Here is a 12061-nt window from a genome sequence, read left to right as displayed (position 1 = left end):
CGGCCGCCTCACCGCCATCCGAGCGTAGGCCGATCAGCCCACCGAAGAACCTGTAGGCCAAACAGACGAACCACACCTGATTCCTGATAGACCCGTCCTGGAGGCTACGGCCGTAGCGGTCGGGCGAGGGGACGACAAGCGTGTCGCCCGCGTCGTCCGCCGGCTCCTGAGTAGTCGTCACGGCCACGGATCATGTCAGAAAACGGTTGTCCGGGGTTCTTGAGCGGCCCAGGTTTTGAAGGGTTCTTTCAGGCTCCAGGGGGCTGGGCAGCCTGTCGGGAGGGATCTTCTGAATACGAAGGTTCCTTGAAGAGTGTCAGAGCTTCTTCGTGCCTGGGGCTTCACTCTCCAAGCAGCTCAGCGCCTGCATGGCCTCGCGCTCTATGCGTGAAAGATCACGGAGGACGATGCCTGCCTGTGCGAGGCATGGTGCATCGGCTGTTTCACCGGCTTTTGTGATCAGTGCTGCTGCTTCCGTCCACAGGGTGGCTGCCTCGGTGTACAACCTGTGGCCGGTGCGCAGCCGGCTGCTGTCGAGCAGTTGGGTGCATTCGGCGAGGAAGTCACGGTAGAGGTTTCGGAACAGGGCACCGCCGGTGCCGGCCTTCTCCATCAAGAGGGCAGCCTGTGGCAGGTCCCGTTGCGGGTTGTCGGTGCGCTGGAGCCATGTGCGTACCAGCTTGCTGGCCTTCTCGATGCCTCGGTGACCGAGGTTGGCGATGGGCGGGTTGAGGAAGGCGTCGGCGCAGGCGGTGATGGCGGGGATGATCTGTCCTTGTGGGGAGGGCAGGTTTCTCGGAGCGGTGAGAGTGAAGGAGCGGTGCTTGGCGGTCATCGGGCCGCGCGCGGCTCTGGCCTTGGCGAGGCTGGTCAGACTGGTGGACACCGCTCCGCCTTGCTGGTTGGTGTCCACCAGGTAGGCGTTGTGGTCGTCGTAGCCGTACATGGCGACGACATGACCGCCGAAGTGCACCTTCGACCCGAAGTAGTCGAGGTAGTAGCTGTCGAGCTGCAGTCCGACGGGGCGACCGGCTGCCACGGTGGCTGCCACGTTCTCCCATGCCCTGTGGGGGGAGGTGGTCTCCTGGACCAGGAGTTCCAGTTCGAGTCTGGTGGCCAGGTTTCTCGTGAGCTCGAAAGGCTTGACCCGCCCCCCGAGGAAGGGAAAGCCCATGTTCTTGCTGTCCCAGTAGATGAAGGACAGACCGGAGCCGAGGCCGAAGAGCATGGGCTCGGACAGATCGAGTCCCTCGTGCCGCAGCAGCACCCCCAGAGCTGTCGTCTCACAGTGCTGCGTACCGAGGGCATCGATGTCTCGCACCTTTGTCATGCCATGCTCTCCTGAACGGGGATGATCAGCCGGGTCATCAATTCTTCTTGCGGTGCCTCTGTCGGCCCGACGAGATAGGCCTCACGTACGGGCGCTTGCGGGCGCAGTCCGCGCTCGTGGATGGCTGCGAAGAGAGCGTTGTAGGCCAAGGGGAGCTGGGTATAGGGCCCGATGTGCACGGTCTCCGCAGCCAGTCCGCCGGGCAGCGCCTCAAGCCGCAGGCCGGGTGGTCCTTGCCCCTCCAGCGTCTGCACCCCTACGGCGATCTCCATCCCCTCTTCCAGATCCAGCGGGTACAGCGCCCATAACGGCGGCTCCCATGCGATTCCCGCCTTGCCGAGCACGGGCAGCAGCCGGCCTACACACTCCTCGACCTTCTCCCCGATCCCCGCAGGGGAGCAGTCTGCTCGCACCACCGACAGCCGTCGCTCCCGCTCTCTGCCGATCGTCACCTCATAGCCGGGCAGGCCGCCCTCCGCCAGCCGCTCCAGCATCTCCAGCCGTGTCTGATCCCTGCTGATCCGCTCGGCCAGCCGGTCCCGTTCAGCGCGCAGGATCTGTGCTCTGGACTCAGGCTCGGCAGCCAGCGTCCGGGCGATCACAGCCAGGGGAAGATCCATCTCGCGGAGCAGGGCGATGGTCAAGGCGTCGCGCGCCTGTTCAGGGGCGTAATAGCGGTACCCGGAGCCGGCGTCCACACGGACCGGAGCCAATAGCCCCGTCTCGTCGTAGTGCCGTAGCTGCTTGACGCTGAGCCGGCACAGGCGGGCGAAGCGCCCGATGGTGAGAAGTTCGTCTTGCACGCCATCATGGTGGACTCTCCCACCGTGGGAGAGTCCACCATGAGCCGCGACGCCGTCCTACTCCTCTTCGCCGCCGTCATCGCTCGGGACGTCCGGGGACGCGCTCGGCGGCCCGATGTGCGGTCGGCCGAGCCGGCTGAAGAGGATGCCGAACATGGCGTTGGTGTCGGTGGCGGTGCCGACCGTGGAGCGGGGGTCGGAGCCGATCCGCTGCTGGTCGACGTTGATCGCGGTCGTCAGCCCCTCAAGGACGTCGGCGGTGTGCGGCGCAGGGGACTGCGACTTGGGGTGTGCGTGTACTGAGCCATGCTCGTCGTTCTCCAAGACTGTTGTGCGGCCGAAGCGGCTGTGCGGATCCGTGGCGGTCACAGGTTCGCGGAGCCGCTGTTGCGCGGTACGTCGGCGCCGACCTCGCCAGGCGGCTCCGGCCGCGGCCTCCGGTCCGGCGAACCGGGCCGGAGGCCGAGGCCGGGTTTGTCAGCGGCTCAGGTCCCGGGAACCGCTTCACTGCCAGCGGGAAGAACACCGCGATCAGGGCCACCGGCCAGGTCACCGCGAGGAGTTCCGAGTGGGTCGCGGCCCAGGAGTCACCGACCGCGCGCGGGTTGCCGAACAGGCTGCGTACCGCGGTGGCCGTCGCGGACATCGGGTTCCACTCCACGATCGCGCCCAGCCAGGACGGCATCGATTCGGGCGAGGCGATGGCGTTGGAGAGGAAGCTGACCGGCCAGACCAGGATCTGCACGGCCTGCACCAGTTCCGGCTTGCCCGCGACCATCGCCAGGTGGATGCCGATCCACAGCATCGCGAACCGGAGCAGTAACAGCAGTCCCACCGCTCCCAGGAAGGAGGCGAATCCGTCGTGCCAGCGCCAGCCGATCGCGTATCCGACCGCGATCATCACGGTCAGTCCGACTGCTGACTGCAGCATGTCGGCGACGCTCCGCCCGACCAGGACCGCGCCAGAGTTCATCGGCATCGAGCGGAACCGGTCGATGACCCCCTTGCCGAGGTCCTGGGTGACAGAGAGCATCGTCGCCTCAAGACCGAAGGCCATGGTCATGGTGAGCATGCCGGGTACCAGGTAGGACTTGAAGTCCCCCTCGATGCCCTGTCCACCGCCGATCAGGTAGCTGAACATCAGCAGCATCATCACCGGGAAGACCAGCCCGACGACCACCTGCACCGGCTGACGCGCCCAGTGCGCCAGCTCGCGCCTGGTCATCGTCCATGAGTCGGCCGCCGCCCAGCTCAGCTTCAGACCCGTGCCGTGCGCCGTGCTCACACTGTGCGTCGCACTCATGCGGCGACCTCCTTCGTCAGGTGCATGAAGACCTCGTCGAGGGTCGGCCGGCGCACCGCGATGTCCTCCGCCTCGATGCCTGCCGCCTCCAGCGCCCGCACGGTCTCGGTCAGTGCCGCCATCCGGTCGCTGACCGAGGCGCTGACCATCCGTCGGTCCTCGTCCACCGCCACCTCACCGGGCAGGAGCGAGGCGGCGCGGGCCAGCTGGTTCGTGTCGTGCAGGACCACGTCGATTCGGTCGCCGCCCGTCTTGGACTTCAGCTCGTCGGCCGTGCCCTCGGCGATGACCTTCCCGTGGTTGATCACCGTGATCCGGTCGGCCAGCTGATCGGCCTCCTCCAGGTACTGCGTGGTCAGCAGGACGGTCGTGCCGTCGCCGACCAGGGACCGCACCGCGTTCCATACCTCGGTGCGGCCGCGGGGGTCGAGCCCGGTCGTGGGCTCGTCCAGGAAGAGCACCTCCGGCTGGGAAATGAGGGAGGCCGCGAGGTCGAGCCTGCGTCGCATGCCTCCGCTGTACTGCTTGATTGCCTTGTTGCCGGTGTCCGTGAGCCCGAACCGGGCCAGGAGCTCATCAGCCCTTGCGCCGGCGCGACGTGCGCCGAGATGGTAGAGGCGGCCGAACATCTCCAGGTTCTGGCGGCCGCTGAGCTCCTCGTCGACGGCGGCGTTCTGGCCGAGCAGCCCGATCCGCGAGCGCACCTCTCGGGCCCGGGTCGTCACGTCGATGCCCGCCACCTCGACACGCCCCTCCTCGGGGCGCAGCAGCGTGGACATGGTGCGTACGACCGTGGTCTTGCCGGCGCCGTTCGGGCCGAGAATCCCCTGGACGGTCCCGGCTCGGACCGTGAGATCGAGGCCGTCGAGGGCCTGCTTGTCTCCGTACACCTTCCGCAGACCTTCGACGACGATCGCCAGTTCGTAGTCAGGCAAAGCATCCTCCTTCGTCGGTAATCAAATTTGATTAGAGGTGCAAGGTAGGGTGCCACAGGCGATTAGTCAAACTTGATTACATCGCGAAGCTGTAGGAAGTGTGAGGCTGGTCAAACTTGAACAGAGGTCGGCCGCCCGTCATCACAGCGACGACATGCTGCCCACCGTCCCGCGTCGCCGTGCTGGCGGCGAGACGGTCGGGCAGATCCAGCCCGGCCTGATCATCCCCACCGGCAGGCGTAAGAGGCAGAACTCGAGCCTGTCCCAGCATCTACCGGGCCCTGGCCGAACACGAGCAGCGGACGTCCAAGCTCAGGGGTCAAGGCCCAAGGCCGGGAAGTTAGCGATCTGCCGTTGTTTGCAAGACAGTTGGTGTCCAGGTCGTGGCTGTGTAGAGACCGGGGCCGATCTTGTGGATGAGGCCACTGTCCGCCCATCGGGAGAGTTGCCGATACATGGTGTCCAGCCGGATGTCGCCGAAGCGGGCGGCGATCTCTGCAACTCTCCACAGGCGGTTCGGGTCGTCCTGGAGCAGGGCGAGGATGCGGTGCCGACGGCGCTGGGAAGGGACGGCGTTCCGATCGTCGCGCGAGACCGCGGGCAGCGGCGGTTGTTCGGGGCCGGGTTCGAGGACGGTGACGGCGAGCTGGGTGACGGTGCGGCTGTGGTCGGGGCGGCCGTCGTCGCGTCGCTCGCTGTAGCGGGACATCGGGGACTTGACCTTGCGGGTGCTGACCCGGCGCCGACGGGACGGGAGGAGCCGGGCCAGGACCCGTCGGCCGATCAACCCGAGGCCGCCGGCCTCGTCGGGGACGATGCCGGCGGCCTGGACGACCCGGTCACGGGCGGTCTGGAGGGCCACGGTGAAGCAGCAGCGGTCCGGGTCGGTGCCGGGTACGGACTCGGCGGCCTCGACCATCACCGCCCGCAACGCCTGGTAGAGCGACAGCAACGCCCACATCTCCTGGTCAAGTCCGGCCGGATCGTTCGAGCGCATCACGTGTCCGTGCAGGATCGTGTGGCGGAGCGCGTAGTACGTGCTCTCGTGTTCCCAGCGCTCGTGGTAGAGGTCGGTGAGGGCGGTAGCGGGATGGCGGCGGGCGTCGGTCAGGGTAGTGACCAGGCGGTAGGAGCCTGTGAACACGGTGCCGTCGTCGCAGGTCACCGTGATCTCGGCGTCGATGACGCGGACCTTCACGGTGCCGATCACCGAGAGGTAGGAGCCGTCGGCGAGGCGGGTCAGGACCGGGGTGCGGCGGTTGTTGCGGAGTCGGCCCAGTACCTGCGCGCCGGTCGCGGTCACCGCCCTGAGGAAGGCGTTGCCGTCGAACCCCTTGTCCCACAGCACCAGCATGTCCGGCCTCAGCAGGTGCAGCAGACGGCCGGCATAACTGGTCTCGCCCTCGTCGGTGGGGCCGAACACGGCGCCGATCAGGGACCTGGTCCCGGTTTCGACCAGCGTCATCAACTCCAGGGTGGGATAGCCGTGATGCGCCGTCCGTCCCAGCCAGGCCCGGTTACGCGGCGAGTCCGGTACCCGCAGCGAGCTGCAGCCGTCGAACGACACTGTCCGGTAGCCACCGAACCGCACCCCCCGGCGTCATCGGGCGGGCCAGCGGCCCGGCGAGTACCTCGAACAGCGCCCGCATCGGTGCGGTTCCCAGCCGGCGCCGCAGGTCCCGCAACCCCTTCGCGCTCGGCGAGGCCACCGGCATACCCGCCAAGCCGCCGACCAGCTTGTCCCACACCAGCCGGTAGCCGACCTCGGGGAACAGACACGTCGCGAGCAGGAAGTACACCCCGACCCGGGACGGCAGATCGCGCAGCCGCCGCTGCACCGTCCGTGTCTCCGCCAGCACCGCATCGACCAGCTCGAACGGCACGACGGCCGTCAGTTCGCCGAGGTGACCGGGGGCGAACCTCCCCGCGGCCACGGTCACCGTACGAGTGATAGCCGTCAGCGGCGACGGCAGGACAGAATGCAACAGCAACGGAGCTCCTCGGGAACAAGCTGTCTTGGTCGACTGCCTGTACCAACGAGCTCCGTTGCGCTTTGTCCTCGACCCCTCAACGCACTTGCGTGACCTGCGAAAACGCTAACTACCCGGCCTTGGGTCAAGGCCCCCCACCGAGCTGCACCTGGCCGTCGGACACAGGCAGAAGCCCACGTGGCCACCAGGTACGACAAACTCGCGGTCCGCTACGAGGGCGCAGTCCTCGTTGCCGCCATCAACGAGTGGTTGTGACGTACTGGTCCGACGGCAACTCGAACACCCGCACTCGCCGACCGCAGGTGGGATTGACGGTCTCACGGACCGGACGCATCCCCAGTTTGGCGGTGATCCGTTCGGAGGCTTCGTTGCCCACTTGAATGATGCTGACGATCCGCTCCAGCCCTCGCTCTTCGAACCCGAACCGTACAGCGGCCGCAGCGGCCTCGGTGGCCAAGCCCTGCCCCCAGTGGGAACGTCCCAGCCGCCAGCCGACCTCAACCGCCGGCAGTACCTCCGGCAAGAAGTCGGGCACCGAAAGGCCGGTGAACCCGGCCAGCTCGCCAGTGGACCGGATCTCCACGGCGAACAGGCCGAAACCCTGTGACTCCCACTCGCTCTCCCATGCCTGGACCCCGCTGGTTGCTGTCCTTGCCGTCGAGGCCGCGGTACTGAGGTCGTCTCAAAACCGGCGGTGCAGCCTCGTTCCCGAGCTGCAGGGCGGCCGTGGCTCATCAGCCGCACGACCATCCGCCGCCGCGAGGCCGGCAACCTGCCCGGCGCTGTCCAGGGCCCGCAGCGCGGCGGTTGATCCTGGCCGACGACCTCCTCGCCGCCGGTCTCCGGCTGCACGCACCGGCCCCTCCCGAGATCCCGACCACCCCCAAACACCCCGGCCGGTGACATCTAGGACGGCCAGGAGCACGAGGGCGTCACCGCAATACGCGCCGAGCTGGAACGCGTGCAGCACGAGCTGGTGGGTGAGCGGCACGGGTGGGAGCCGACGGAGGCGGAGGGGGCGCATCTGAAGGTGCGGCTGACGGAGTGCGGCGCGCGCGTCGAGGATCTGCAGCGGGGCCGGCTGCCCTGGTGCCCGTTCTGGAACGGGTCGATCTGACGGGGCCGTTCGTGCCCGCGCAGGGAGACCATGAGGTCAATACGCCTGTGACGGAACGAAGACGCCGCGGGGGACCGCCTGTGACTCGGTGCGGGATACAAATACTTCCGACCACATGCACAGCGCTCGTTCTGGGGGAACACCGTGAAGTACACCCGTATCACCGCTCTCGCCGCCATCGGCGTCGCCGCCACCCTCTCGCTCACCGCCTGTGGCAGCGACAGCTCCGGGAAGGACTCGTCCTCCAAGGGCTCCTCGGCCTCGTCTTCTTCGTCCTCGGACGGTGGCTCGAAGTCGGAAGGCAGCTCGGGCTCCGGCGGCTCGGAGGCCAGCGACGCGAAGTCGGGCTCCGGTGAGGAAACCAAGGCAGAGGCAGCCGCGAACGGCGCGACGAAGACCGGCGGGAAGGTCACGTTCTGCAAGACGGAGGACCTGGCCATCGACGCCAGGGACGCCGCACCCGACGAGGAATCCGGCAGGATCGACATCACCATGATCAACCGGGGTTCGACCACCTGCTCGGCGACGGGCTTCGCGGGCGTCGACATCAAGGACGCCGACAACACCTCGAACCCCATCGAGCGCGGCCACGCCCAGCCGCGTATCACCACCCTGAAGCCCGGTGACGCCGCCGTCTTCAACCTTGCCTACGACATCGACAACACCGGCGACAGCCTCGCGTCCCCGACCAACATCCTGGTGACGCCCCCGAACGAGACCCACACCGTGAGCCTGAAGTGGCCCGCGGACGCGGGGGACATCAAGGGCGCCTACACCGACGTCGAGGTCTACCCCACGCACACGAACGAGTAGGCGCGGTGCGCGGCCGGTCCCGGTGGCCAATCGCCGGACTCGGCCAGGATCTTGGCCATCCAGTGTGTGGCCAGCCCGTGTCGGCGACGCTTGGCATGCCCCTTTCGCAGCAGGTTCCAAGGGGCGCTGTCGGGCGGGGGGTTCAGGTCGGTATGGCGAGGATCGCCCACTTCATCAGGTTCGCCAGCCGCTGCTCCCTGTGAGGCGGACCCAGATGTGCCCGTTGGGGCGCGTGACTGTCGCGGGATCGCCCTCACCGGCCGGTGAGGGCGATCTCATGGCTGGCCCGGCACGTCGGGCAGGGGATTGGGCGCGTGCTCGGCTCGGACGGCTCGGGGGTGTCGGGGTACCACGGCTCGGGAGAGCCGGCCGGAGCGCTCTCCACGAACATCCCCACCGTCGTGGCCCACACGTGCGCAGGCTCGCTCGCGGGCGCCGACGATCCGCGACCTCGTAGGCAGCCCAGCAAGCCCTCGATCGCTACGGGCAGTCGTAGCGGTGCGTGAATGGACGCCCAGGGCAAGTGTGACACTCGAACAGGTACACACCGCCCAGGTCGCCCAGTACCAGGCCCGGTCCTTCGTAGGGCGTGTCCCCCTCTTCGACGGGGGTCCAGGCACGCCGTGACACGGCGTCGGATTCCGTGCTTTCCACTGTCAGCAGGTGTTCCATTCGATTCCCGCATTCAGTACATTCCGGCCAGTCTGGTTCCTGGCACCAGCCGGGGTATCCGACCAGTTTCGTCCCGGGGGCGGTGGAGAGGTGGCTCTGATAGTCCCAGCCGGTCTCCTGATCCAGGTCCAGGAATCGGAACTCCAACTCGTCCCACATGTCGTCATGAAGATCCCAATAGGGGTACTCCGTCACCAGCTCGGGATGCACCACACACGGGCGCGGGACGTGGTTCTCCCACAGCTCCGCCGGGCTAGGCGGAGTCTCCAGCACCTTCCCGACCGAGCCCGCCTCTCGCCATTGGACATGCGGAACGACCCAGCGATGGCCGCTGTGCTTCCGTGGGCACCACAGAACTTGGAGTAGATCGCACCCTTCGGGAAACGGGACGATGCCAGGAATGCTGGTGCGGTAGATCTGTACTACCGGCACCATCGGCGACCCCTCGTGCTCTGGGCACAGCGGCCAGGCCTCCTCGACCGGCCACAGCAGCGGGCCTCCTACCGAGCTGTCTCCGCACGTCGGCTCACCCACACGTGGGTGAAGCCGCACGGTCTCTCTCCGAAGGAGCGCCACCTCGGGAAACTGCTGTTCAACGTCCACTGGTCGCGGCGGTGTATGGCGGGTCACGTCGGTCCCTGGTCCGGATCATGCACGCCCGCAGACATGCACGGGACTACGAACGACTCTATCCGGCATTCGGAGTCTTGGGCCGCGATCACGCCCATGAGCAGGCGAATCGCTCGCCGAAGCGGGCAGCCCAAATCGCGCGAAGCGCCTGGAAGGTGACCAACCATCGGTCTGCTGCCCCGTGACGCCGCATCCTTGACGCGTTCAGCTCTGCGGAGCCGGGTGGAGGTCACGTCCTCGGGTGTGCCTGTTGTCGGCTGCCGGTTGTCACCAGGTGGTGAGGTCGACCGCGTGTGCGCAGTGAGGGTCGGTGTCGGTTGTCCAGCGTTCTTTCTCGTGTACGAGGGCGGGGAGTGCGGCGAGCAGGGCGGTCAGTGCGCCGGTGAGGCGTACATCGACCGCGACCGGCCCGGCGGCTTCCTCGACCGCGATGTAGAGCCGCATGCTGTCCTGTCCGGTGAGGAGGAAGCCGCACAGTGGGGGGCTCGGCGGTGTCTCGGCGAACGGCCAGGCCAGTGTCCGCAGCACGCGCAGTACCCGGTCCGTGCGCGTCGGCGGGGCGGGCTCGACGGCGGAGGTGTCCACCCGGACCAGAGCCATGCCCATCACGGACGCGTCCGGCTGCGGGGGGCCGCCGGCTGCGAGCGTCCGAGCCCAGCCCAGCACCAGCGGGGCGGTGACCGGCTCGCCATCGTCGTCCATCAGCGGCACCTCGTAGGCGACCAGTGCGGCCGGTGCCACGGCGTCGCCGTCACCGGTCACGATCCGGACCGCGTCCCGCGTCGGCAGCACCCCACGCAGGAAGGTCTCGCCGACGAGGGGCACCGCCGTGTAGTCGAGAAGGTAGCGCGTGAGGTACGCCTGCTGCTCAACCGTCTCCCCGCACAGCCCGCTCACTGGTTGATCCAGGCCGGGCATTCGTTGACGCCCTTGCAGTAGGCCGTGATGACCCCGATCTTCTTGCCCTTGCCCGCGTCGTACTCACCGTCGGCCGTGCGGCGGGCATACTGCACGATGACCACGACCTCGACGAACCGGGTTCCGCTGCGGGCGACTCCGTAGTACTCCAAGCGCCCCCCGCTCTTCTTGTCCACCTTCCCGGCCAGTGCCGCGTCGACGACCCGGCACTGGCGGATGTTGTGCTTGCCGGAGAAGTGATTCCAGCCGAGATCGCCGTTGCCGTACCGAGTGGGGATCACTCGACCCTCGGGATCGGTCTCTTCGCACTTCGCTTTCTTGTTCCAGTACCGCTGCGCCGCCGAAGCGTCGGGCACCGGCCCGGCAACGAGTACGGCACCCACGGCTGCTGCGGCCAGGACGCTGATCAGCTTCATGACCGCACCGTGCCACGTCCCGGCCGGGCGTACGCTCTCTTCGCCAGCAGGATCGTTTCCCTGCCCCCGGACGAGTGACTCGGGCCCAGCACACAAAACGACCGGCCAGGAACGGCAATCGCCGCAGCGCCACACCCTGCGCCCCGGACCACCGGCGTCACTGCACCCGCCGGCACTGTCACGTTGGCTGACCGGGTGAAATGATCTTCGGGTTGATCATGGTGGAGGGGGTTGTCCGTGGGCAATACGCCGCCGTTGTACAAGGGGCGCCGGTACCCGGTGGAGATCATCGCGCACTGTGTGTGGCTGTACTTCCGCTTCCCGCTCAGCTTCCGTGAGGTCGAGGAGCTTATGCTCGAGCGCGGTGTCATCGTGTCCCACGAGACCGTCCGCCGCTGGTGTGCGAAGTTCGGGCAGTCCTATGCCAACGCGCTGCGCCGCCGGCGTGTGCAGCTGGGCGACAAGTGGCACCTGGACGAGGTCTTCATCAAGATCAACGGAGAGCGGAAGTACCTGTGGCGGGCCGTCGACGCCGACGGCACCGCGCTCGACATCCTGGTCCAGAACCGGCGGGACAAAGCCGCAGCCCGGCGCTTCTTCCGCCGCCTGCTGAAGACGACCTGCTCGGTGCCGCGGGTGATCGTCACCGACAAACTCCGCTCCTACGGCGCGGCCCACCGCGAGGTGATGCCCTCGGTCGAGCACCGCTCCCACAAGGGCCTCAACAACCGGGCCGAGAACAGCCATCAGCCAACCCGGCAGCGCGAACGCGCCATGAAAGGCTTCCGCAGCGTCGGCGGAGCCCAGCGGTTCCTGTCCGCGTTCAGCGGCATCCCACCCCACTTCCGGCCCCGCCGCCACCTGATGACCGCCACCCACTACCGCGCCGAGATGACCACCGCTTCGCCATCTGGGACCAGATCACCGGCGTCGCCGGCCTGCCTGCCGTGGCCTGAGCACGGAGCCGGAACCCGCCCCCTCCACACCCGACACACCATCAGGCACTCACTCCCTCAACAACGTGACAGCACCGCCTGGGGGAGTGTCATGAATCAGGTGTGGACCTCCACGAAGGAGTCACCTGATGAGTACGACGACTGATCACCTGATCGAGACTGGGGCCGGTGTGTCGC

Annotated in this window: 11 protein-coding genes and 3 pseudogenes; 3 read left to right on the top strand and 11 right to left on the bottom strand. The window is 67.6% G+C overall.

The window, feature by feature from the left end:
* From ABZY11_RS38080 to ABZY11_RS38040, 9 genes and pseudogenes are all read right to left on the bottom strand, one after another.
* Nucleotides 1-181, bottom strand: a 181-nt coding sequence (locus ABZY11_RS38080; protein ID WP_356483550.1) for a hypothetical protein, incomplete at its 3' end; no start/stop codon positions are given.
* Between the two features lie 135 nt (nt 182-316).
* Complete coding sequence (locus ABZY11_RS38075) at nt 317-1330, bottom strand: BtrH N-terminal domain-containing protein (protein ID WP_356483549.1); 1014 nt, start codon at nt 1328-1330, stop codon at nt 317-319.
* On the bottom strand, nt 1327-2133 hold the full coding sequence (locus ABZY11_RS38070; RefSeq protein WP_356483548.1) for a GyrI-like domain-containing protein: 807 nt from the start codon (nt 2131-2133) through the stop codon (nt 1327-1329). Before ABZY11_RS38070 ends, ABZY11_RS38075 begins: the two co-directional genes overlap by 4 nt.
* Before the next feature lie 57 nt (nt 2134-2190).
* Nucleotides 2191-2457: a hypothetical protein gene (locus ABZY11_RS38065; RefSeq protein WP_356483551.1), complete on the bottom strand. Its 267-nt coding sequence runs from the start codon at nt 2455-2457 to the stop codon at nt 2191-2193.
* A 172-nt stretch (nt 2458-2629) separates the two neighbouring features.
* A pseudogene (locus ABZY11_RS38060) lies at nt 2630-3436 on the bottom strand (ABC transporter permease); the annotation flags it as partial.
* Nucleotides 3433-4371 (bottom strand): ATP-binding cassette domain-containing protein, encoded by a 939-nt coding sequence (locus tag ABZY11_RS38055; protein WP_356483547.1) that lies wholly within the window; start codon nt 4369-4371, stop codon nt 3433-3435. The pseudogene ABZY11_RS38060 and the gene ABZY11_RS38055, both read right to left, overlap by 4 nt.
* Nucleotides 4372-4711: 340 nt before the next feature.
* Nucleotides 4712-5938, bottom strand: a complete 1227-nt coding sequence (locus ABZY11_RS38050) for a transposase (RefSeq protein WP_356483546.1) — start codon at nt 5936-5938, stop codon at nt 4712-4714.
* Nucleotides 5889-6362, bottom strand: coding sequence for a transposase domain-containing protein (locus ABZY11_RS38045; RefSeq protein WP_356483545.1), 474 nt, complete (start codon nt 6360-6362; stop codon nt 5889-5891). The genes ABZY11_RS38050 and ABZY11_RS38045 overlap by 50 nt, the downstream gene beginning before the upstream one ends.
* 238 nt (nt 6363-6600) lie before the next feature.
* Nucleotides 6601-6999, bottom strand: a pseudogene (locus tag ABZY11_RS38040) (GNAT family N-acetyltransferase); the annotation flags it as partial.
* 324 nt (nt 7000-7323) lie between these two features.
* Here ABZY11_RS38040 and ABZY11_RS38035 point away from each other — a divergent pair.
* Together ABZY11_RS38035 and ABZY11_RS38030 are read left to right on the top strand one after the other, a co-directional pair.
* Nucleotides 7324-7479 carry a hypothetical protein gene (locus ABZY11_RS38035; protein ID WP_356483544.1) on the top strand — a complete coding sequence of 52 codons (156 nt, stop codon included), beginning with the start codon at nt 7324-7326 and terminating at the stop codon, nt 7477-7479.
* Nucleotides 7480-7623: 144 nt separating this feature from the next.
* Nucleotides 7624-8292, top strand: a complete 669-nt coding sequence (locus tag ABZY11_RS38030; protein ID WP_356483543.1) for a DUF4232 domain-containing protein — start codon at nt 7624-7626, stop codon at nt 8290-8292.
* 1569 nt (nt 8293-9861) lie between these two features.
* Here ABZY11_RS38030 and ABZY11_RS38025 read toward each other — a convergent pair.
* On the bottom strand, nt 9862-10491 hold the full coding sequence (locus ABZY11_RS38025; RefSeq protein ID WP_356483542.1) for a hypothetical protein: 630 nt from the start codon (nt 10489-10491) through the stop codon (nt 9862-9864).
* Complete coding sequence (locus tag ABZY11_RS38020; protein ID WP_356483541.1) at nt 10488-10928, bottom strand: hypothetical protein; 441 nt, start codon at nt 10926-10928, stop codon at nt 10488-10490. The genes ABZY11_RS38025 and ABZY11_RS38020 overlap by 4 nt, the downstream gene beginning before the upstream one ends.
* A 231-nt stretch (nt 10929-11159) precedes the next feature.
* Between ABZY11_RS38020 and ABZY11_RS38015 the strand changes: the two are divergent.
* Nucleotides 11160-11884, top strand: a pseudogene (locus ABZY11_RS38015) (IS6 family transposase).
* The last annotated feature ends 177 nt before the right edge of the window (nt 11885-12061 follow it).

The sequence above is a fragment of the Streptomyces sp. NPDC006510 genome (genome assembly GCF_040611955.1).
In the GTDB taxonomy this organism is placed as follows: domain Bacteria; phylum Actinomycetota; class Actinomycetes; order Streptomycetales; family Streptomycetaceae; genus Streptomyces.
The sequence above is the reverse complement of the archived record's forward strand: the minus strand, read 5'-3'. Positions and strand labels throughout refer to the sequence as shown.